This window comes from Prauserella marina, assembly GCF_002240355.1.
Lineage (GTDB): Bacteria > Actinomycetota > Actinomycetes > Mycobacteriales > Pseudonocardiaceae > Prauserella_A > Prauserella_A marina.
On the sequence record NZ_CP016353.1, the window covers coordinates 6,685,369 to 6,706,314 of the forward strand.

At 66.3% G+C, this 20,946-nt stretch carries 24 protein-coding genes and 1 tRNA gene; 15 read left to right on the forward strand and 10 right to left on the reverse strand.

Annotated elements, in window-relative coordinates; genetic code table 11:
• Nucleotides 1-104 precede the first annotated feature (104 nt).
• A complete protein-coding gene (locus tag BAY61_RS31110; protein ID WP_091805989.1) occupies nt 105-821 on the reverse strand; it encodes a DUF4097 family beta strand repeat-containing protein in 717 nt (238 codons plus the stop codon).
• Between the two features lie 179 nt (nt 822-1,000).
• Between BAY61_RS31110 and BAY61_RS31115 the strand changes: the two genes are divergently transcribed.
• From BAY61_RS31115 to BAY61_RS31140, 6 genes are all read left to right on the forward strand, one after another.
• Complete coding sequence (locus BAY61_RS31115) at nt 1,001-1,543, forward strand: YbhB/YbcL family Raf kinase inhibitor-like protein (RefSeq protein ID WP_091805993.1); 543 nt, start codon at nt 1,001-1,003, stop codon at nt 1,541-1,543.
• Nucleotides 1,544-1,739: 196 nt separating this feature from the next.
• Nucleotides 1,740-2,765, forward strand: coding sequence for an NAD(P)-dependent alcohol dehydrogenase (locus BAY61_RS31120; RefSeq protein WP_091805996.1), 1,026 nt, complete (start codon nt 1,740-1,742; stop codon nt 2,763-2,765).
• Between the two features lie 15 nt (nt 2,766-2,780).
• Nucleotides 2,781-3,821 (forward strand): amidohydrolase family protein, encoded by a 1,041-nt coding sequence (locus tag BAY61_RS31125; RefSeq protein ID WP_091805999.1) that lies wholly within the window; start codon nt 2,781-2,783, stop codon nt 3,819-3,821.
• The gene (locus BAY61_RS31130) at nt 3,818-4,501 is read left to right on the forward strand and encodes an iron-sulfur cluster assembly protein (protein WP_091806002.1); all 684 of its coding nucleotides are present in this window, start codon (nt 3,818-3,820) and stop codon (nt 4,499-4,501) included. Before BAY61_RS31125 ends, BAY61_RS31130 begins: the two co-directional genes overlap by 4 nt.
• Before the next feature lie 39 nt (nt 4,502-4,540).
• Nucleotides 4,541-5,329 carry an IclR family transcriptional regulator gene (locus BAY61_RS31135; RefSeq protein ID WP_091806005.1) on the forward strand — a complete coding sequence of 263 codons (789 nt, stop codon included), beginning with the start codon at nt 4,541-4,543 and terminating at the stop codon, nt 5,327-5,329.
• A gap of 87 nt (nt 5,330-5,416) precedes the next feature.
• On the forward strand, nt 5,417-7,264 hold the full coding sequence (locus BAY61_RS31140) for a vWA domain-containing protein (RefSeq protein ID WP_091806008.1): 1,848 nt from the start codon (nt 5,417-5,419) through the stop codon (nt 7,262-7,264).
• On the opposite strand, the gene BAY61_RS31145 is transcribed toward BAY61_RS31140, so the two are convergent.
• Nucleotides 7,243-7,803: a TetR/AcrR family transcriptional regulator gene (locus BAY61_RS31145; RefSeq protein ID WP_091806011.1), complete on the reverse strand. Its 561-nt coding sequence runs from the start codon at nt 7,801-7,803 to the stop codon at nt 7,243-7,245. The two genes, BAY61_RS31140 and BAY61_RS31145, sit on opposite strands and share 22 nt — an antisense overlap.
• 9 nt (nt 7,804-7,812) lie before the next feature.
• Nucleotides 7,813-8,145, reverse strand: coding sequence for a DMT family transporter (locus BAY61_RS31150; RefSeq protein ID WP_091806014.1), 333 nt, complete (start codon nt 8,143-8,145; stop codon nt 7,813-7,815).
• 148 nt (nt 8,146-8,293) lie between these two features.
• Here BAY61_RS31150 and BAY61_RS31155 point away from each other — a divergent pair, with 148 nt between their 5' ends.
• From BAY61_RS31155 to BAY61_RS31175, 5 genes are all read left to right on the forward strand, one after another.
• Nucleotides 8,294-10,501: a (Fe-S)-binding protein gene (locus BAY61_RS31155; RefSeq protein WP_245865596.1), complete on the forward strand. Its 2,208-nt coding sequence runs from the start codon at nt 8,294-8,296 to the stop codon at nt 10,499-10,501.
• Nucleotides 10,502-10,690: 189 nt separating this feature from the next.
• Nucleotides 10,691-11,215, forward strand: a complete 525-nt coding sequence (locus BAY61_RS31160; protein WP_091806017.1) for a DUF742 domain-containing protein — start codon at nt 10,691-10,693, stop codon at nt 11,213-11,215.
• A 39-nt stretch (nt 11,216-11,254) separates the two neighbouring features.
• Nucleotides 11,255-11,860 carry a TetR/AcrR family transcriptional regulator gene (locus BAY61_RS31165; protein ID WP_091806020.1) on the forward strand — a complete coding sequence of 202 codons (606 nt, stop codon included), beginning with the start codon at nt 11,255-11,257 and terminating at the stop codon, nt 11,858-11,860.
• Nucleotides 11,844-13,469, forward strand: coding sequence for an isovaleryl-CoA dehydrogenase (locus BAY61_RS31170; protein WP_091806023.1), 1,626 nt, complete (start codon nt 11,844-11,846; stop codon nt 13,467-13,469). The genes BAY61_RS31165 and BAY61_RS31170 overlap by 17 nt, the downstream gene beginning before the upstream one ends.
• Nucleotides 13,466-14,281: a crotonase/enoyl-CoA hydratase family protein gene (locus tag BAY61_RS31175; RefSeq protein ID WP_091806026.1), complete on the forward strand. Its 816-nt coding sequence runs from the start codon at nt 13,466-13,468 to the stop codon at nt 14,279-14,281. The genes BAY61_RS31170 and BAY61_RS31175 overlap by 4 nt, the downstream gene beginning before the upstream one ends.
• Here the strand turns inward: BAY61_RS31175 and BAY61_RS33980 are convergent.
• Nucleotides 14,217-14,555: a CAP domain-containing protein gene (locus BAY61_RS33980; protein WP_338061475.1), complete on the reverse strand. Its 339-nt coding sequence runs from the start codon at nt 14,553-14,555 to the stop codon at nt 14,217-14,219. The two genes, BAY61_RS31175 and BAY61_RS33980, sit on opposite strands and share 65 nt — an antisense overlap.
• On the opposite strand from BAY61_RS33980, the gene BAY61_RS33985 reads away from it, so the two are divergent.
• A complete protein-coding gene (locus BAY61_RS33985; protein WP_338061476.1) occupies nt 14,512-14,898 on the forward strand; it encodes a hypothetical protein in 387 nt (128 codons plus the stop codon). The genes BAY61_RS33980 and BAY61_RS33985 overlap by 44 nt on opposite strands.
• Nucleotides 14,899-15,047: 149 nt before the next feature.
• On the opposite strand, the gene dcd is transcribed toward BAY61_RS33985, so the two are convergent.
• The gene (gene dcd, locus BAY61_RS31185; protein ID WP_091806033.1) at nt 15,048-15,629 is read right to left on the reverse strand and encodes a dCTP deaminase; all 582 of its coding nucleotides are present in this window, start codon (nt 15,627-15,629) and stop codon (nt 15,048-15,050) included.
• 19 nt (nt 15,630-15,648) lie between these two features.
• Nucleotides 15,649-16,905 carry an oxygenase MpaB family protein gene (locus BAY61_RS31190; protein WP_091806037.1) on the reverse strand — a complete coding sequence of 419 codons (1,257 nt, stop codon included), beginning with the start codon at nt 16,903-16,905 and terminating at the stop codon, nt 15,649-15,651.
• A 130-nt stretch (nt 16,906-17,035) separates the two neighbouring features.
• On the opposite strand from BAY61_RS31190, the gene BAY61_RS31195 reads away from it, so the two are divergent.
• Nucleotides 17,036-17,106 (forward strand) — tRNA-Gly (locus BAY61_RS31195).
• Nucleotides 17,107-17,234: 128 nt separating this feature from the next.
• Here the strand turns inward: BAY61_RS31195 and BAY61_RS31200 are convergent.
• From BAY61_RS31200 to BAY61_RS31210, 3 genes are all read right to left on the reverse strand, one after another.
• Complete coding sequence (locus tag BAY61_RS31200; protein WP_091806040.1) at nt 17,235-17,795, reverse strand: GrpB family protein; 561 nt, start codon at nt 17,793-17,795, stop codon at nt 17,235-17,237.
• Nucleotides 17,796-17,937: 142 nt separating this feature from the next.
• Nucleotides 17,938-18,714 carry a 2-phosphosulfolactate phosphatase gene (locus BAY61_RS31205; protein ID WP_091806042.1) on the reverse strand — a complete coding sequence of 259 codons (777 nt, stop codon included), beginning with the start codon at nt 18,712-18,714 and terminating at the stop codon, nt 17,938-17,940.
• Nucleotides 18,715-18,733: 19 nt separating this feature from the next.
• The gene (locus tag BAY61_RS31210; RefSeq protein ID WP_091806045.1) at nt 18,734-19,147 is read right to left on the reverse strand and encodes a RidA family protein; all 414 of its coding nucleotides are present in this window, start codon (nt 19,145-19,147) and stop codon (nt 18,734-18,736) included.
• A gap of 91 nt (nt 19,148-19,238) precedes the next feature.
• Here BAY61_RS31210 and BAY61_RS31215 point away from each other — a divergent pair, with 91 nt between their 5' ends.
• Nucleotides 19,239-19,703 carry a protein-tyrosine phosphatase family protein gene (locus BAY61_RS31215; protein ID WP_091806047.1) on the forward strand — a complete coding sequence of 155 codons (465 nt, stop codon included), beginning with the start codon at nt 19,239-19,241 and terminating at the stop codon, nt 19,701-19,703.
• Here the strand turns inward: BAY61_RS31215 and BAY61_RS31220 are convergent.
• The gene (locus tag BAY61_RS31220) at nt 19,687-20,019 is read right to left on the reverse strand and encodes an MmcQ/YjbR family DNA-binding protein (protein WP_091806585.1); all 333 of its coding nucleotides are present in this window, start codon (nt 20,017-20,019) and stop codon (nt 19,687-19,689) included. The two genes, BAY61_RS31215 and BAY61_RS31220, sit on opposite strands and share 17 nt — an antisense overlap.
• A gap of 142 nt (nt 20,020-20,161) precedes the next feature.
• Between BAY61_RS31220 and BAY61_RS31225 the strand changes: the two genes are divergently transcribed.
• A complete protein-coding gene (locus BAY61_RS31225) occupies nt 20,162-20,914 on the forward strand; it encodes a VanZ family protein (RefSeq protein ID WP_143021385.1) in 753 nt (250 codons plus the stop codon).
• Nucleotides 20,915-20,946 lie beyond the last annotated feature (32 nt).

Here is a 20,946-nt window from a genome sequence, read left to right on the forward strand (position 1 = left end):
CCGGAGCCCGCCCGGTCAGTCAAACCAGACTTGAGCGAGCCCCGCTCAATCTTTCTGCTCGTTCAACGCGCGAGCTCAGGGTCTTGTTCCCCGTCCACCGCCGGTCATGCGTTCTCGATCGTCACGTTGCCCGAGTTGGTGACCACGTCGAGCACCAGCTCGGCGGAGGGATCCGTGGCAATGCCGATCTCCCTGTCACCGCTGTCCGTCGAGCCCTCGACGCGGTAGGGACCCCTCGGTACCGTGACCTCGATGTTGCCGCTGGCGGCGCTGGCAGAGACGTCCCGCGCTTCCGTCAGCTCCAGCGTCACGTTGCCCGACTTGACCTCAGCCTGCACAGTTCCCCCAAGGCCATTGCCGGAAACGTTGCCGGAATCGACGACCACGCTGACCGGCCCGGCCACATCGTCGACGGTCACGTTGCCGGAGTCGGCATGGACGTCGACGCTGCCGACCCCGCTGAAGGTCAAGTCACCCGAGTCGCCGCCGCCCCCGATGCTGGTCCCCACCGGCACGATGACCTCGTAGTCGATCGAGCACGAGAATCCGCAGCTCTCCAGCCGTAACGTGCCATCCCGCATCGAGAAGAAGTCGCCTTCCGGGTCACTCCAGCGGTACTCGAAGTGCTGCCGGATCGTGGTCTCCTCGACGTCGGCGACCGTGATGTCGACGTCCCCCGCATCGGTCGCCAACTCGACGTGCCGCACCCGCTCCTGCACCGTGTGCTCCGCGTCCTTGTTCGATTCCGCCAGCACACCCGTCGCGATGGCGACACCGATGCCGACCATCACGACACCCCCGATCGCCAAACCGACCCGCATCTGAGTCCCTCCGCCGCAACTTCCCTGCGCGACACACGCTATGTGGCGCGGCCTGCCGATGACATCGGGGCGAACCCCCGAAAGACCCTGAGGTTGCCCCTACCCGAAGTCGGTGGTGCACCGGCCGGTGTCACTAGCCTGACCCCCAAGCGACAGATCAAGTTGAGGAGGACGACGACATGACAAGGGCGCAGAACCCCTACGACTCGTTGCCGCAGGTGCCATCCTTCACCGTGCGCAGCAACGACGTCTCCGAGGGGGAGACGCTGGCATCCCCTCACCTGAGCGGCATCTTCGGCGTGCCGGGCGGCGAGGACCGCTCTCCTCACCTCGTGTGGGAGGGCTTTCCCGCCGAGACGAAGAGCTTCGCGGTGACCTGCTTCGATCCCGACGCCCCCACCGGAAGCGGCTTCTGGCATTGGGCTGTCTTCAACATCCCCGCCTCGGTCACCGAACTCGCGTCGGGGGCGGGAGACGCGGCGGGCTCCGGACTGCCTTCGGGAGCGACGACGCTGGCCGGTGACGGAAACGTGCGGCAGTACCTCGGCGCGGCGCCCCCTCCCGGGCACGGCCCGCACCGCTACATCTTCGCCGTGCACGCGCTCGACGTCGATTCGCTCGACATCCCGGGTGAGGCTCGCCCCGCGTTCCTCGGTTTCAACATGTTCGGCCACACGCTGGCTCGCGCGACGCTGACCGCTCTCTACGAGAACAAGGGCTGAACCGGCTCGCGGGGCGGCAGGCGCCGACCACCTCGCCTGCCGCCCCTTCGGGCCGTGTTCGGTGCCGAATTCCCGATCGATGAAATCCTCGGCGTTGACCGGCATTCGCCGACGTCCGACGATCAAGTGACGACCTGAACGGGCCTTTCGGCTCGTTCGAGCCGACCACCACCGTCGACGACGACGAGGAGCGCCGATGAAGGCCGTCCGTCTGCACGAGTATGACAAGCGCCCCGTGGTCGAGGAAGTTCCCGAACCGCGCATCGGCGGACCGCTCGACGTACTCGTCGAGATCGGTGGCGCCGGACTGTGCCGCACCGATCTGCACATCGTCGAAGGGCAGTGGGAGGAAAAGTCCGGGGTCCGGCTTCCCTACACGATCGGACATGAGAACGCTGGCTGGGTACGGGAAATCGGCTCCGCTGTGTCCAATGTGGCCGTTGGTGATCCCGTCATTCTGCATCCGCTGGCCACCTGCGGTCTGTGCAGAGCATGCAGGGCGGGTGACGACGTGCACTGCTCGAACTCCACCTTCCCCGGTATCGACAGCGACGGCGGCATGGCCGAGTTGCTGCTCACGAACGCCCGTTCGGTCGTCACGCTCGACCCAGCGCTTCGCCCTGCCGACGTCGCCGCGCTCGCCGACGCGGGCCTGACCGCCTATCACGCCGTCCGCAAGGCGATCCCGTTGCTGTACCCGGGAACCAAGGTCGTCGTGATCGGCGCGGGCGGGCTCGGCCACATCGGGGTGCAGTGCCTCGTCGCGCTCACCTCCTCGGAGATCATCGTCGTCGACCGTTCACCGGAAGCGCTCGAACTGGCAGCCGGATACGGTGCCGCGCACCCGGTGCTCGCCGACGGTTCCCACGTGGAGGCGGTCGCCGAGCTGACGGGCGGCGAAGGCGCGCACGTCGTACTCGACTTCGTCGGCGAGAAGGGCGCTGAACGCGACGCGGTCGCCATGCTCAGAAGAGCCGGTTCCTACTTCGTCATCGGCTACGGAGGAAGCCTCGACATTCCCACCATCGACATCATCTCCAGTGAGATCAACGTGATCGGCAATCTCGTCGGCAGCTACAACGATCTCGCGGAACTGATGAGTCTCGCGGCGTCCGGCAAGGTCAGTCTGCACACGACGACCTATCCACTCGATGCCGTCAACGGGGCGATGGACGATCTCGACAACGGACGGCTGACGGGCCGCGGAATTCTCGTACCGTGAAGGGAGCTTGTCGCAATGTATGAAAAGGACGGCGAACGCTACTTCATCGTCGACAGTCACATCCATGCATGGGACGGGAGGCCGTCGAACCAGGCCAACCGCTATGGCGAAGGCTTCATCAACTGTTTTTACGACTACCACCGCAACCTTTCACCCGAGAGCGAGTTGTGGTCGCTCAAGGAGTTCTGGCAGCAGAGCGAAGAGCGGATCATGCACGACCTCTTCGAGGTCGGATACGTCGACAAGGCGATCTTCCAGCCGACCTACCTCACCGACTTCTTCGTCAACGGCTTCAACACGACGGAACAGGACGGTGCGCTCGCCGAGAAGCACCCCGACCGGTTCATCGTCAACGGCTCGTGGGATCCGAGGGACGGCGAGGCGGGACTCGACCGGCTCGAAGAACTCGCGGCGCGGTGGAGCCTCAAGGGCATCAAGCTCTACACGGCGGAGTGGAAGGGCGAGTCGAAGGGCTGGAAGCTGTCGGATCCATGGTCGTACAGGTACCTCGAAAAGTGCCAGGAACTGGGAATCCGCAACATTCATGTCCACAAGGGACCGACGATCTATCCGCTCAACAGGGACGCCTTCGATGTCGCCGATGTCGATGACGTCGCGAGCGCGTTCCCCGAACTGCGGTTCATCGTCGAGCACGTCGGACTTCCCCGGCTTGAGGACTTCTGCTGGATCGCGACGCAGGAACCGAACGTGTACGGAGGGCTCGCGGTCGCGATGCCGTTCATCCACAGCCGCCCGCGCTATTTCGCGCAGATCATCGGCGAACTGTTGTACTGGCTGGACGAGAACCGCATCACCTTCGCGAGCGACTACGCGATCTGGACTCCGAAGTGGCTCGTGGAGTCCTTTGTGGACTTTCAGATTCCCGAGGACATGCAGGGCGAACTCGGCGCGCTGACCACTGATGTGAAGCGCAAGATACTCGGCCTCAACGCTGCGAAGCTCTACGACATCGACGTGCCGCCGGAACTGGACGTCGCGCCAGAGCCGACGGATTCGGGCGAGGCCGTGGGCTCTGCGCCGAAGGTGCCGGCATGAACGTCCTCGCCGCGCTCGGCACGGTCCGTGATCCCGAACTGGACGAGCCCATCACCGAACTGGGGTTCGTCAGCGAGTGGAGCGTCGACGGCGGTCACGTCGTCGTCCGGCTGCGGCTGCCGACGTACTTCTGTGCCCCCAACTTCGCCTACCTGATGGTCGCCGACGCCAACGACGCCGTGCTCGCCCTGCCAGGGGTCACGTCGGCCGACGTGAAGCTGGAAGACCATTTCGCGGCCGACGCCATCAACGCCGGTGTCGCCGACCAGACCGGATTCGTCGGCGCGTTTCCCGAGCAGGCGGTCGAAGAACTGACCGAGCTGCGGATGACCTTCAAACGAAAGGCCTACCTCGCGAGCCTCGACCGGCTCGCCAGAAAACTCGACCGCGAAGGAAAACCACTGCCGGACACTCTCGGTGAACTCGCCGACTGCGCCGAGCGAACCGGGCTGCTGCGAAGGCGCGCCGACCTCGGTCTGTCCTGCGACGAGGCGGCCCCGCTTCTGCTCGACGAGTACGGCGAGCCGATTCCGGTCGCACGCTCGGCACTCAAGCTGCGCTTCGCCCGCGCGGTGCGGGTCAGCGTCGACGGCAACGCCGCGTTCTGCAGAGGGCTGCTGACCACTCGTTATCCCCATGGCGCCCAGCACGCCGACACGTATGCTGGGGGCCGCGGGTAACCGGAGTTCAGTGGCGAACTGCGGAGCGGGAGGTGCGCTGTGCCGGAGGACGACGACAAGCGACCCAGCGGACTGATCGGCTCCGCACAGCGAGCACTCAGAGTGCTCGAAGTCGTCGCTTCGGCTGGCGACGGCATCACGGCCAAGGCCGTCGCGAGGCGCGCCGGATTCAAGCTCTCGACGACCTATCACCTGCTCAACACCCTTGTTCACGAGGGATATCTGATCCGGCTCGGTCACGGGAGAGGATTCGGGCTCGGCTACAAGCTCGGCGGGCTCTACCACCGGCTGTGCGCCGAACTCGACGTCGACCAGGTACTGCGGGACGAACTGGCGACGCTGCACCGGCGGGCGGAGGCAGCCGCGTACTACACGGTGTTCAGGGACACCGAGGTCGTCGTGGCCGCCGTCGCCGATTCGCCGAGGTTCCCGAGGGCCGAACCGCTCAACTTCGGTTTCCACGAGGCGGCGCACGCGACGGCGTTCGGCAAGGTGCTGCTCGCCGCGCTGCCGAAGCGGACAAGGAAGGACTACCTCGTCGGCGCGGGCATGCCACGGCTCACCGAGCGCACCACGGTGCGTGAAGAGGAGCTGGACACCGAGTTGGAGCACGTGCGGGATTCGGGCATGGCGCTGGAGATCGAGGAGTTCCAGCCTGAGCTGGCCTGCCTCTCCGCGCCGGTGTTCGGCGCCGACAACAAGGTGATGGGTGCCGTCGCTTTCTCGGTACCCGCCACGCAATTCGCCTCTCGACGGTGGGAGCTGGAGCGCGCGGCTCGTGCGGGAGCCGCGCGGTTCACCTATGTCCTCGCAGCCAACCCGGATTAACTCAAGCAAAGAATCTATTTACAGTCGGGAACTGTAAAGCCTGCCCGCTCGTCGCATGCACAGCAACGACGAGTGAGGAGTTCGCCCATGGGGGCACGACGAAAAGCATGCGTCGCCATGCTGGCCGCGGTCGCCGTCATCACCATCGGCCGACCCTCGGCAGCACAACCACCCGCCGAGGAAGCCGTTTTCGGCTCGATCATGTTCGTGCTGGACGCGTCCAACTCGATGACCGCACCCATGGACGAGGGCGGAACGCGGATGGACGCGGCGAAGGCGGCGATGGACACGCTCATCGACAAGCTTCCCGTCAACGTCGGCGTCGGCCTCCAGGTCTACGGATCGGGGACCGGAGACAGCGCGGCCGAGAAGGAAGCGGGCTGCCAGGACGTACGCACCCTGCAAGAGGTCGGGCCGCCGGACAAGGACGCACTGCACGCCCAGGTCGCCGACGTCCAGCCGCGCGGATACACGCCCATCGGAACGGCACTGACCTCGGCTGCCGACGAACTCCCCGAGGACGGCCCTCGGGCGATCGTGCTGATCTCCGACGGCATCGACACGTGCGCCCCGCCCGCCCCGTGCGACGTGGCACGAGACCTCGACGGCGCGGCCGTCGACCTCGCGGTACACGCGGTCGGCTTCCAGGTCGACGAGGAAGCGAGGGACGAACTCGACTGCGTCGCGGGCGAGACGGGCGGCGAGTACCACGACGCACCCGATGCCGACGCGCTCGAAGACCTGCTGCCCGAACTCGCCAACAGGGCGCTGCGCTACTACGACGTCGAGGGCGAGCGGGTGAGCGGCACCGAACAGGTCGCGGAAGCGCCCTACCTGAAACCGGGGCAGTACACCGACTCCGTCGCCAAGAACACCGCGCACTACTACCGGGTTCACGTTCCGGAAGGCGCGACCGGCCATTTCACCGTCATCCACGTGATGAGCAAGGACAAGAAACGCACCGATTCCCGGGTGCGGCTCAGACTCCTGGACGGCGAACGCAGATTGTGCGGGGAGAACACGGGTTCGCGCGAGTACAACTACGACGGTCCCGAGACCGCGAGCGTGAGCTGGTCACCGGCCGACCCGCTGACGATGTGCGACCCAGCGGGCCCTCACTACCTTGAGGTCGAGTGGGACAACGAGGCCGACTCGGCCTCCGACAACATCGAACTGCTCGTGTCGCTGGAGAAACCCGTCGAGGGGGACCAGGGTCACGCGCCGCAGACGCGGGGCGTGCCGTTCACGACGCCGCGGGGGGAGCAGGAGATCGCGTGGGGCGGCGGCTCGTTCAACACCGCCGCGCCGCTGCCCGGTACTGGACGCTACGTCGACAAGCTGAACTACAGCGAGTACAGCATCTACAAGGTGTGGGTCGACTGGGGACAGGCGCTGTCCTACCAGCTCAGAGTGAGTGGAGGAGAGCAGGGCAACGACGCGACCGTCGTCACCGAACTTCGGGGCCCCGCAAGGGAAACCTCCCGTGAGCACTGGTGGCGGTCCGCCGAGCACAACGGCGATTCCGTCGCGCTGGACAGCGTCAGCACGCCGAGGGTGTTCCACGCCAACAGGAACGGCGATGATCGAGTCCGGCCCGCGGCACAGGCGGGCTGGTACTACATCGTCGTCAAGCTCAGCCCGGTGTGGAGCGATCCCAGCTCGTCACCCGACGAGCTCCCGACGTACGAACTTGCCGTCAACGTGACCGGCGGGCGCGTCGCCGGACCGGAGTACCGGGAGATGACCGTGCCCGAGGAGGCGCCGCCGCTTCCCGCGTCGCGAGCGAACTGGACTCCACCGGCTCTGGTTGCGGCGGCCAGAGCCGCTTCCGATCCGGGCTGGGCGTGGTGGATCGTCGGCGGGATCGGTGGTGCCGCGCTGATCGGCGGTACGGCGTTGGTGTTCGTCGTCCGTCACCGCGGTTTGAGGAGATAGTCGACGACGGGCCGCAGTTCCTCCGCCGTCGGCGGTTCGTCGTCGATCAGCCCCTGGATGAGCAGCCCGTCGATGCCCGCGAGGAAGACCCTGAACGCGACCTCGTCGTCGTGGCGCACCATCGACGTCAACACGTCGAGCCAGCGCCGCGCGGCGGGGCGCAATTCGGGTCGGCGTGCCGCGAGCAGATACAACTCGTATTCGGCCATGGTGCGGCCCCTGCGCGGGCCGAGCGCTTCCGCGAGCAGGTTGGCAACTTCCTCAGCGCCCCTGCTTCCCCGCGAACGGGCCCTGTCGATCATCCAGTAGACCTCGGTTGCCATGTCCCTGGCGCACTCGATCAGCGTGGCGATCAACAGGTCGTTGAGGCTGGAGAAGTGATACGTCGTCGACGTCGTCGGCACTCCGGCCTCCGCCGCCACCGTCCGGTGGGTCACCCCCGCGACGCCGTCGCGTTCGATGATCCGCAGCGTCGCCTCGATGATCTCGGTACGCCGCTTCTCGCCGCGAGCCCTGCGGCCGTCGGTTCGCTGTCTCATCGCGATTCCCTACTGTCCTGCCTTGCTGCCGATCTCAAGCAGCACCACTCCGCCGATCACCAGCAGCAAGCCGAAGACCATCGTCAGATTCATCGGCTCGCTCAGGAACGCGGCGCCGATGAGCGCCACGAGCGCGACACCGGCCGCGGCCCAGATGGCGTAGGCGATGCTGACCGGCAGCCCGGCTTTGAGTGCCTTGCCGAGAAAGAAGAAGGTGACGCCGTAGCCGAGCACCACGACGATCGACGGCCCGAGCTTGCTGAATCCCTCGGAGAGCTTGAGCGACACGGTCGCCGTCACCTCGGCCACGATCGCGATCGCGAGCAACACGTACGCACTCATAATCACCAGACTATCTGAACGATCGTCCCAATTGTGGCGAGTTTTGCACCACATCAGTGGGACTTCCGCGTTGTGGATCGATTACTGATCAGTAAGAAGGGTTAGGCTCCCGAAACCCACCGCGAAGTCCGAACCGAAAGGCCCGATCATGGGTGCATTGCAGATCACGCTCGGCGTGGTCGGCGTTGCCGTCAGCGTTGTCGCTTGGGGTGTGTTCGTCGCAGGCGTCGTACGTCAAGTACGCATCATCCGTCTCGGTCAGCCGGACGCGACACGCAACGGCCCGTTCGCCGCTCGACTCGGCACGCTCGTCAAAGAGTTCGCCGCCCACACGAGGATGAACAAGTTCCGGCACGTCGGGCCATGGCACTGGCTCGTGATGTGGGGCTTCCTGATCGGCTCCCTCGCGCTGTTCGAAGCCTACGGCGAGACGTTCAACCCGCACTTCGCGTGGCCCATCATCGGCCATTGGGAGCCATGGCAGCTCCTGCTCGAACTGCTCGGCCTCGGCACCGTCGTCGGCGGCGTCGCGCTGGTGATCATCCGCCAGCTCAACCACCCGCGAAGGGCCGACCGGCAGTCCAGGTTCGCGGGCTCCAACTTCGGGCAGGCCTACTTCGTCGAGGCCGTCGTCGTCATCGAGGGCCTCGGCATCCTCGGCGTCAAGGCGTTCAAGATCGCCAGCGGCATCGAGGACCCGTCCCTGTGGTCGAGCTTCGTGACCAAGCCGCTCGCCGAACTGCTGCCGACGAGCACCGCAGCCGTGTCGATCATGGCGCTGATCAAGCTGCTCTCCGGCATGATCTGGCTGCTCATCGTGGGCAGGACGCTCACGATGGGTGTCGCATGGCACCGCTTCAGCGCGTTCTTCAACATCTACTTCAAGCGCGAGGACGACGGCGGGGTCGCGCTCGGCAAGCTCAAGCCGATGATGAGCGAAGGAAAGCCGCTCGACTTCGAGGAAGCCGATCCGGAGAAGGACGTCTTCGGCGCAGGCAAGGTCGAGGACTTCTCATGGAAGGGCTGGCTCGACTTCTCCACCTGCACCGAATGCGGGCGTTGCCAGTCGCAGTGCCCGGCGTGGAACACCGGAAAGCCGCTCTCGCCGAAGCTGCTCATCACCCAGCTTCGCGACCACGCCTACGCCAAGGCGCCCTACCTGCTCGCCGGTGGCAAGAAGGACATGGCGGGCGACGAGGTCGGGCTCACCGGCGACAATCCCTACGCGGGCATCGACGTGCTTGCCATCGCGGAAGCCGAAAGGGCACTCGTCGGCGACGACGGCGGCGTCATCGACCCCGAGGTGCTGTGGTCGTGCACCTCCTGCGGTGCTTGCGTCGAGCAGTGCCCCGTCGACATCGAGCACGTCGACCACATCGTCGACATGCGCCGGTACCAGGTGATGATCGAGTCGAACTTCCCGTCCGAGCTGAACACGATGTTCAAGAACCTGGAGAACAAGGGCAACCCGTGGGGCCAGAACTCCAAGGACCGGCTTGCCTGGGCCGACGACCTCGACTTCGAGGTGCCCGTCTTCGACGGCGAGTTCGGCGACACCGAGTACCTGTTCTGGGTCGGTTGTGCCGGCGCCTTCGAGGACAGGGCGAAGAAGACGACGAGGGCCGTCGCCGAACTGCTGCACATCGCGGGCGTCAAGTACTCGGTGCTCGGGCCTGAGGAAACCTGCACCGGCGACCCCGCTCGAAGGGCAGGCAACGAGTTCGTCTTCCAGATGCTCGCCCAGCAGAACGTCGAGGTGCTGAACTCGGTGTTCGAGGACGTCGAGCGACAGCAGCGCAAGATCGTGGTCACCTGCGCGCACTGCTTCAACACGCTCGCGAACGAGTACCCCGACCTCGGCGGCGACTACGAGGTCGTGCACCACACGCAGCTACTCAACAGGCTGGTCAGGGAAAAGCGGCTCACGCCCGTCGCCCCGATCGCCGAAGACGTCACCTACCACGACCCGTGCTATCTCGGCAGGCACAACAAGGTGTACGAGGCTCCGCGCGAGTTGGTCGGCGCTTCCGGCGCCGCACTGCGCGAAATGCCGAGGCACGGCGACCGCTCCATGTGCTGCGGCGCCGGTGGTGCGCGAATGTGGATGGAGGAGCGCATCGGCAAGCGCATCAACGTCGAGCGCGTCGACGAGGCGCTCGGCACCGCGCCTTCGAAGATCGCGACCGGTTGCCCGTTCTGCAGGGTGATGCTCACCGACGGGGTCACGGCGAGGCAGAACGACGGCAAGGCGAGTGAGCAGGTCGAGGTCGTCGACGTGGCGCAACTGCTGCTCACCGCGGTCAAGCGCGGCGAGACCAAGGCTCCCGTGCCCTCGGGAACGGCAACGGAGGAGTAGCAGCCGGAAGTGATCTGGCGGCGGCCGTGGGGGAGACCGAAGAGTCACCCCTGCGGCCGCCGTCTTTGTCACCGGAATATAAGTCCACAGTAGACACACGCGGGGGGTGGACATGGCGAGTAACATGGGCAACCCTCGCGGTCAACGTCGTCAGCGAGGCCATGGCAGCGGTATGCGAGGCGGACAGGCGTGGGCACCCCCGACGACGAATCCAACACGGCCGACGAAAAGACCGTCGGCCGTACCGGCGCGCGCTTCCCCTCCCCACGGCATCGTGACCACCACCAGCCTCCCGTACGGCGCAGCGAACGCGTGTTCGCGACCTACGAGAACAGCCCGGCAGACGAAGACGGCGAAGAAGAGCCGCACGAACAGCACAGACTGCGGGTGCGGCCCTACGTACTGACCCGCGGCCGCACCCAGGGCAGTCACTACCTCGCCATCGAGACCCTGATCTCGACCGATCCGCAAGCACCGTGGACGAACGAACGGTTCGGCGGTGAGTACCAGGCCGTGCGCAGGTTGTGCATGCAGCCGAGATCGGTCGCCGAGGTCGCCGCGCTGCTTTCGGTGCCGCTCGGCGTGGCGAGGGTGCTGATCTCCGACCTCGCGGAAGGCGGGTTCGTCCAGGTTCATCGCAGCTCGATGACCGAGAGCGGGCGCCCTGACCCGGTATTGCTGCAACGGGTACTCGCGGGGCTGTATCAGCTCTGACCCTTGCCGCAAGAACTGAATCAGTGGTTCACTTCTTGCATGGTGTACCGGCGCACCCCGGCGATCCAGGCCCGGATGGACGTTCAGCGGACCTCGATACTCGACGCCGCCGTAGAGCAACTGGCCGAACACGGCTACGCCGGCTGCTCGATGGCAGCCGTCGCGACCAGAGCGGGGGTGGCGACCGGCAGCGTTTACCGCCACTTTCCAGGGAAAGCCGAACTGGTGGCCGAACTGTTCACCCTCCTCGTCACCCGTGAGGTCGACGCGGTCGAGCGGGCAGCACAAGCCCATGGCACCGTCGCCGACCGCGTCGTCGAGGTCACCGACACCTTCGCGAACAGGGCACTCAAGGCACCCCGGCTCGCCTACGCGCTGCTCGCCGAACCCGTCGACGCGCCCGTCGAAGAGCAACGACTCGTGTTCCGGAAGGCGTTTCGCGACATCGTCGCCGCACACGTCGCCGAGGGCGTCGCCGAAGGCACCATCCCGCCCCAAGATCCCCACATCACGGCGGCCGCCATCGTCGGAGCCGTCGCCGAGGTCATGATCGGTCCGCTCACGTCGGGCGATCCCGCCGCCGTCGAGGAACTGAGGACCTTCACCCTTCGCGCGCTAGGAGCAGCACATGCCAACGACTCATGAGGTGACCAACCAGGTGCCTCCGCTCTACGGCAACAATCTCGCCGAAGACAAGAGCCTGCTCGAAGGTCTGCGCAGGGAAGGCGCCGGGTGGGCCGAGGACGACCTGCTGCGTCTCGGTGCGCTCGCCGGAACGGAGCAGGTGCAGGAGTGGGGAAGGCTCGTCAACGAGAACCCACCGAAACTGCGCACGCACGACCGCGTCGGCAACCGCATCGACGAGGTCGACTTCCACCCCCACTGGCACGACCTCATGACCGTCGCCGTCACGAACGGGCTACACGCCGCACCGTGGCGCGACGACCGGCAGGGCACGCACGTCGCCAGGGCAGCCAAGTTCTACGCCTGGAGCCAGATCGAGGCAGGCCACACCTGTCCCATCTCCATGACCTACTCCGCAGTGCCTGCCCTCAGGCACAATCCCGCACTCGCCAAGTTCTACGAACCGCTGCTGGCCGCGAGCGAATACGACTACGGCCTCCGCGAACCCGGCACCAAACGCGGGCTCATCGCGGGCATGTCCATGACCGAGAAACAAGGTGGCTCCGACGTCAGGGCCAACACGACTCACGCGACCCCCGCTCAGGACGGCTCGTACCGGATCATCGGACACAAGTGGTTCACCTCGGCGCCGATGTCGGACGTCTTCCTGACGCTCGCGCATGCGCCGGGCGGGCTGTCTTGCTTCCTGCTGCCGAGGGTGCTTCCCGACGGCAGCCGCAACCGAATCCTGTTGCAGCGACTCAAGGACAAGCTCGGCAACCGGTCGAACGCCTCCGCCGAGATCGAGTACGACGACGCGGTCGGCTGGCTCGTCGGCGAGGAAGGCAGAGGCGTCCGCACGATCATCGAAATGGTCAACAACACCCGCCTCGACTGCGTCACGGGCAGCGCGGCAGGCATGCGCTACGGCGTCGTGCGCGCGCTGCACCACGCCACGCACCGCAGTGCGTTCGGCGCGCACCTCGTCGACCAGCCGTTGATGCGCAACGTGCTGGCCGACCTCGCGGTCGAGTCGGAAGCCGCCACCGTCGTCGCGATGCGGCTCGCTGGAGCGAGCGACCGCGCCAACGCTGGCGACGCCAACGAGGAGGCATTCAGGCGGCTCGGCCTCGCGGCGACCAAATACTGGGTCTGCAAACGGGCGCCCTCGCACGCCGCCGAAGCGCTCGAATGCCTCGGCGGCAACGGTTACGTCGAGGAATCCGGGATGCCCCGGCTGTTCCGCGAGTCGCCGCTTTCTTCCATCTGGGAAGGCTCAGGCAACGTCGCCGCGCTCGACACGTTGCGGGCCATGGCGAAGCAGCCGGACTCGGTCGAGGCGTTCAACGCCGAACTGGAACTCGCCTCGGGCGCCGACCCACGGCTCGACGACGCGATCGCGCGCGTGCGCAAGGAACTCGCCGACCTCTCCGACATCGAGTTTCGTGCCCGCAAGGTCGTGGAGACCCTGGCGCTCGCCCTCCAGGGCTCGCTGCTCGTCCGGCACGGCGATCCCGCCGTCGCGGACGCCTTCTGCGCCTCACGCCTCGGTGGCGATTGGGGTGTCGCCTTCGGAACCCTGCCGTCGGGTGCCGACTCGCGGGCGATCATCGACAGGATCGCACCGTGACCGTCAGGGTCGAGCGTTCCGGCGAGATCACGACGATCGTGCTCGACCGCCCGGCCAAACGCAACGCCGTCGACGGGCCGACGAGCAGGGCACTTGCCTCGGCCTTCCGCGAATTCGACGAAGAGGAGACGGCGAGCGTCGCCGTGCTGTTCGGCGAAGGAGGCACCTTCTGCGCAGGCGCCGACCTTGGCGCCATCGGCACCGAAGACGGCAACACCGTCAGCCAGGACGGCGACGGGCCGATGGGACCGACCCGGCTGCGTCTCGGCAAGCCGGTGATCGCGGCGATCTCCGGTCACGCCGTTGCCGGAGGACTCGAACTCGCGCTGTGGTGCGACCTTCGCGTCGTCGAGGAGGACGCCGTGCTCGGTGTGTTCTGCCGCAGGTGGGGCGTTCCGCTCATCGACGGGGGCACCTTCCGGTTGCCGAGACTGATCGGCACGAGCAGAGCGATGGATCTCGTGCTCACCGGAAGGGCGGTTTCCGCACGTGAGGCCATGGACATCGGTCTCGCCAACCGGCTCGTGCCGACCGGTTCGGCGAGGGAGGCCGCGGAAGAACTCGCCGACGAGATCGCCGCGTTCCCACAGACCTGCCTTCGTCAGGACCGGCTGTCGCTGCTCGAACAGGAAGGTCTCGCGGAGGAGGAAGCCATCGCGGTCGAGCACCGGCACGGCATGGTGTCACTTGCCGAGGCAGCCGACGGGGTGCGCCGCTTCCAGCGGGGAGCGGGACGGCACGGGACCTTCAGTAACCGAAATTCTGCGTCCAGTACCAGCCCTGCGAGTTCACCCCGACCCCGATCGTCTTGATGTCGCAGTTCAGGATGTTTTGCCGATGCCCGTCGGACGACATCCACGCGTGCATGACCGCATCGGCGCTGGAGAGCCCCATGGCGATGTTCTCGGCGGCGGGGCTCGGATATCCGGCCCGCTCGATGCGCTGATCGAAGCTGACGCCCTCCGGCGTCGTGTGGTCGAGGTAGCCGCGCCGCGCCATGTCGTCACTGTGCTTCTGCGCCGCGCCGGTCAGCCTGGAGTCGATGGAGACCGCGCCACAGCCCGCCGTGGCCCTCTCGTCGTTCACCAGATTCGCCACCTGTGTCGTCAGCGAGCCATCGCCGCTGGACGACTTCGGCGGCGAGGTCGGCTCGCTCGGCGTCGTGCTGCTCGTGTCCGGGCTCTCCGGCGAGCTCGACGCGGGCGGTTGTTCCTCGGAGGCCGATGACGTCTCACGTTCCGAGGTTTCCGGCGGCTTCTCCTCCGTCGTCGGCTCCGGCTCCTCAGTCGTGGTCGAGGACTCGGTCGTATCGGTCGACGGTGTGGCCGAGCCGGGTTCGGCCCGCTGGAGCGAACTGTTGTACTGGCTGTCAGGGCCCGGCATCGCGGTAGCCGGTGCGTTGCGTGGTGCTTGGAGCCACAGCAGATGACCCCCGACGGCCACTGCGACACCCACAAGCACACTCAGCATCACTAAACGTGACCGAAGTCGAGAGCTCGGGGCAGACACAATGGCGGAAGCTACCACCAAAGCGTGAGTTATTGAACTGTTACTTTGCGCTCAGGTGTCGCGACAAGGTCACCGGCGGGTGTCGATCCGGTCGAAGTTCTTGTAGGCCTTGCTGGGCGTCGGCCCGCGTTGTCCCTGGTAGCGCGACCCCGCCTCGGACGAGCCGTAGGGGAACTCGGCTGGGCTCGTCAGCCGGAAGAGACAGAGCTGCCCGATCTTCATGCCGGGCCACAGCGTGATCGGCAGGTTGGCGACGTTCGACAGCTCAAGCGTGATGTGCCCGGTGAAACCGGGGTCGATGAATCCCGCCGTCGAGTGCGTCAGCAGACCGAGCCGCCCCAGCGACGACTTGCCCTCAAGCCTGCCTGCCAGATCGTCGGGCAGCGTGAAGATCTCGTACGTCGAGCCGAGCACGAACTCGCCCGGATGCAGTACGAACGGATCTTCGCCTTCCTTCTCCACCAGCGACGTCAGCTCGTCCTGCTGCAACTGCGGATCGATGTGCGTGTACCTGGTGTTGTCGAAAACGCGGAAGAAGCGATCGAGACGCACGTCGATGCTCGAAGGTTGCAGCATCTCCGGGGCGAAAGGATCAACCCGGAGCCGCTGGGCATCGAGCTCTTTGCGGAGGTCACGGTCACTCAATAGCACTCGGACACCCTAACCGGGCTCACGCGGCAGGCTGGGTTTCGGTGCGCATATGCCTCGCGTAGCTCGGATCGACCCTGAACAGCTTGCCGAGCCGCGACACGTACTGCCGCCTTCCTGCTTCGCCGAGCCGCTCCTGCACCGCCGCGGCGCCGGGCACCTTGCGCAGGACGGTCTCCGTCGCGAAGTTCGCCGCGGCAGCCGCGACGACGACCCCCTTTGCGAGCGGATCATCGGGCAGCCGGAGAAAGTCGGCGTTGGTCTTGCCGAGCACCAGCCTGCTGATGGAGGAGTGCAGCCGGACCGAAACGTGCGAGAGGACCTTGCCTGCCGCCCCCCGGCCCTTGCCGACCTCGGCGTGGGAGGTGACGAGCGCGGCGGCCAACCGCTTGGAGTCCTCGTCCGGGATGAACTCGGTGGTCGCGAGCAACCACAGCAGTCGCCACGAGTCCTCTTCCGTCACGGGCAGGATTTCCTCGGGAATGCCCATCAGCCAGCCCACGTACCGCCACAGGTGCAGGATGTCGGCGCGCTCCCGCTCGTGGAATCTGACGCCGAGCAGCCGCATGCCCAGCACGTAGACCTGCGAGAACAGCAGGAGGGTGCCGACGGTTTGCACCTGGTTGACCGGCTGGTCCCACGCTTCGTAGTCCCAGTCGGCCCTGCGATTCATGGCGGCCCTGACGTGAGCGTGCACGAGCCGGACTCGCAGCGCGGAGGCGTAGCCGTGTTCCCGCTGCCGAAGCGCGCCTGGCGTCGTGACGTCGATCCACCACATGGCCGTCTCGACGAGACGCCGTGAGGCCGTTCGCTCGATGGCTCCCGTTCCGACGAGCGACTTCGTGGCCCGCGACGCGAGGTAGCCACCCATCAGCGACATGTCGCCGAGCGGGAAAAGGCCGAGCAGCCCGGTGCGAATGATCGCCTTCGCGCCGCGTTCTATGCGGCGTTGATCGACCCAGTACGGTGTCGCCTCCACGGAGCGGAAGAACTCGGTGAGCTGCGGCGGGGCGTCGGGTAGCGCGTCGATGCCGTCCGTGAGTGCCCGCTCGAACAGAGCGCGCCCCTCGCCGGGTGGCGACGCTTCGATCATGGCGACCACATCGTCGGCGAGCGGATCGGCGACCCGGGCATACCGCCGAAGCGCGCGGACCTGCCCCTCGGACGCGCGAAGATCACCGGGGGCGAAGAGCCGCACCGCGAGCCGGAAGCCGCCCTGCCTCAGCAACTCCGGATCCGCCAGCAGTGCGTCTTCTTTCGTGTCCGTGACGTTCTTCATCGCTTCACCTGCCCCGCACGACACCGACAACAAGTGTTGTCACTTAGGGGCATCGGCGTCAAGGACGAGTGTCGACGGGGATGCCCACCTGTGAGCGAAATGCGGCACCGTGTATGCTTTCGGTGCCCTTGCGGATGTAGTTCAATGGTAGAACATCAGCTTCCCAAGCTGAATACGCGGGTTCGATTCCCGTCATCCGCTCTCATGGAGTTTTAGCAGCTCAGAAGGCCCGCCTCCCGATCTTGGAGGCGGGCCTTCCGCTTGTGTTGTTCACGCGCCCCTGGGGTGCAAGACGGAGGCTGACTTCTGCGTCCACAGTGGACTTACGGTTAATCCTCTCGCCAGCCGGCGTGGTCGAGGATTTCGGCGATCACCGGCCACTTGGCTTCCGCGTAATAGTTGACGTCACGCCATTCTCGCTCTGCCAGCTCCCACTTGATCTCGGCATAGCGGTCCCGGTCGGCGTCGCTTGCCCTGAGTTGATCGCGGAAGGCAAGGTATCGGCGCAACTCCACATGCTCCGGTGGATAACAGTGCAGGTTGACCGGCTCGTCGGGCTCGCCGATACGCAGGCACCGATGCTCGGGCTCCTTCACCCGCACGTCGTAACCAGCGGCTTCGAGGTCGGGCAGGTACGCCTGTTCGTCGTCAGGATCGTCGATACCGACCACGATGTCGATGATCGGCTTCGCCGCGAGCCCGGGAACCGACGTCGACCCGATGTGCTCGATCCGCCGGGCCCTTTCGCCGAGGATCGCCCGCAACTCGGCGGCGCGGCGCTCGTAACGAACGGGCCAGCTCGGGTCGTACTCGACGATGGTCACCTTCGCCGGACGGACCCCGTGCACCAGCTTCGCGTTGAGATCGTCGTCGCTCAGGGCCTCGGGCATTGTGGTTGCCTTCCTGTGAAGCGGGGCAGCCATCGTATTGGCGGCGCCCGGCGGCAGCCAGCCGATTTCGGCGGGCGCGGCCGAGTGCGGATCTCGCGGTCCTGAGTGCGGATGTCGACGGCCTGAACGCAGAACTCGCGTCTCAGGGCGGGGCGGTTCGGAAAACAGCATCATGCAGGACCGGCACCACGTCGGACTGGTCAACCTCACCGGCGACCTCGACATCGCCCGCAAACCCGGAAGCCACGAGGTCGCGCCCACTCGCACAATCATGGAGCCGCCCCGGCAATTCCGGCGCCACATCCCGGTACGCGGCCACGGCCCCCCTCGCTTCCGGCGACAACACCTCCGGCGTCGACCTTTCCATCGAGGCCGCCAGTGCCTCGATGAACGCCCCCGCGCCCCACAGATCCTCGATCGCCGGTCTAAGCGCCCCATCTGCCCACTGCTCGCCCGCCGCGATCACCGTGACCGGAGAGCCAAGGCCCATGGTCGCCAACCGGCCGACCGTCCACGCCGCTGCCGCCTTCGCGTTTCGTAGCGACACACCGATGACCTGACTACCGGTTCGCGCGACCGCCCGCGCGATTGTGGCTCCGTTGGGCGAAGGCAACACCAGCCGGGAAAGCCCATCGGCGGAACGCACGGTCTCCGGCGAGAGACTCACCTCGCCAAAACCCGCGCGCGAGCGCCCGACGGCGAGTACCGCATCGTTGGAGCGCGCGAACTCAGCGGCCGTGGAATCCCGCCAGGGATACGGGAAAACGGCAACGCCCCTGTCCGCGGCAACCGTCAACGTCGTCGTGAACGACAGGACGTCGACGACAGCTGTTATCGCCGCATCGCGGGTGATCTCGCGCGCTCCCGCGAGCCCCCACTCACAACGCACCTGGTATTCATGCTGCGAAAACGGGCTCATCGCTGCCCGGCGGTGTCGATCACGGCACAGGCAGGCAGGCTACGGCTTCGACTTCGACCAGCTGATCGTCGTAGCCGAGTACGGCCACCCCCAGCAAGGTGCTCGGCGCATCGTGGTCACCGAAGGCTTCCCTCACGACCTCCCACGCCGCCACGAGATCCGCCTGCTCTTTCGAGGCGACATAGACAGTGGACTTGACGACATCGCCCAACGTAGCTCCGGCTTCGCCGAGCGCGGTCTCCAGATTGCGCATCACCTGCCGCGCCTGTCCCGCGTAGTCGCCGACCGCGACGGTGTTCCCCTTTTCGTCGAGCGGGCACGCACCTGCCGTGTAGATGAGGGTGCGATCGGAGACACCGACCTTCGCGGCATAGGCGTACTCGGCAACATCGGAAAGGGCTGTGCTGCGGACAAGGCGAACGGCATTCGACACGGGCAGAGCTTTCTGGTCGGCAACGAGGGTTTATCGCCATCCAACGTCCCAGGGACCGCGCCCGCAATCGAATTAGGCGGATACTGCTCTCATGGGCAAGGATGGATTCACCGGCGCGACAGAGCTTCCCGACGGCACCCTCGTCAGGGGAAGAGGGCTCGGCCTGCCAAAACCAGAAGGGCTCGACCCCGACTTCGGTCTCTACCTCGGCGGGCCGGTGCTGAGGCGCAGGCACGATGCGTCGCTCGGCTGGGAGCACGAGTGGATCAACTGGCCGGACGGGCTGCTGCCGACCAACCGGCAACTTGCCGCCGACCGCATCGTCGCCTTGTTCGAGCGCGCCCGCACGGGCCAAGACGTCGAGATCGCCTGCCACGGCGGCGTCGGCAGGACGGGAACCACGATGGCCTGCCTCGCGACGCTGTCCGGACTCAGCGCGGAGGAGGCATTCACCTGGACGCGGCAGAACTACCAGCGACGAGCCGTTGAGACGCCGTGGCAACGGAAGTGGATCGGCTGGTTCGCGGCCAACCGCACTCTCAAGGGTTCTTCCTGAGCCTCGCGGGCGCTTTCAACAGCCAGGCTTCGTGGACAAGCTCGGCAAGCTCCGCTTCATCGGCGCGATCCAGGTCGACGAGGATCGCGCCGTACCCGTCGTAGTGTGGCGTCGTGTAATACGCGGGATCGCCGGAGGCAAGCAACGCCTGCTTCTCGTCGAGCCCGCACATCAGCACGAGCCCACCGTCGGACTCGCTTCTGAGCCTCGCGAAGCCCTTGCCCGCGACCTTGAGCGCCGGGGTGCGGTACCAGGTCGATTCCTCGGTCTCCGGCAACTTCGTGCCGATGCGAACTACGTCTTCCCACGTTGGCATACCGGCCATCTTCACCGGTGGTCCGCCGGGTGTCTTGGTGAAACAGGAGCCGTCCGGCCATCGGCCATTCGGCCGATACATGATCGGTTACCGGCTCATCGGTCGAAGAGGAGCGGACCCCTCCGGCCATAACGTCCTTTTCATGACCACAGCACAGGAAACGGCGCTGAAGTACGGACTCCTCGGCTTCATCGTCGTGTGGGGGATCGTGCTCGTTCCGCAGGTGATCACGCATCTCGCCAAGTACGGCAGGATCGACCGGAGGAAGCTTGTCGTCACCGCGACCGTGATCCTCTACGCGTGCCTCGGCCTCGCCGTGGTCTTCCTCCCTCTGCCGACCGGCGGAAGTTCCGGTCTTTCCCAGACCGTGCAGCTCGTGCCGTTCCAGTGGATCGACGACGTGAAAAGGGAGGCAGTGACCTCGGGAATCCCCGGTGGGCTCTCGACGCTGGCCTTCCAGCAGATGGCGATGAACGTGTTGCTGTTCGTCCCGCTCGGCATCTTCGCGAACACGCTGTGGCGAAAGGGGGCGACGAAAACCCTGCTGATCGGATTCGGGGTCTCGTTCGCCATCGAGGTCACGCAGGTCACCGCGAACTTCGGCACCGCACCGTTCGTCTACCGGATCTTCGATGTCGACGATCTGCTGAACAACACCGCGGGAGCCGTGCTCGGCTGGGTGGTCGCGGCACTGGCCTCGGCACTGCGCTCCACCGCGAACACCGGGGCTGGGCACACCGTCAATTCGAGGAATGCTGTTCCAGCGGCGTCCGCGACCGTGCCGGTGCCAGTGAGTCGACCTCACCGAGTTCCGCAAGCCGTGCCCTTCGACGCACGGCATGACGCCGCGCGGCTCGCCGGTCTTCGTACGCAACCGTTGCCGCGGCGGCCATGATTATCAGCACCGCGAGGCCGATGACCCAAGCC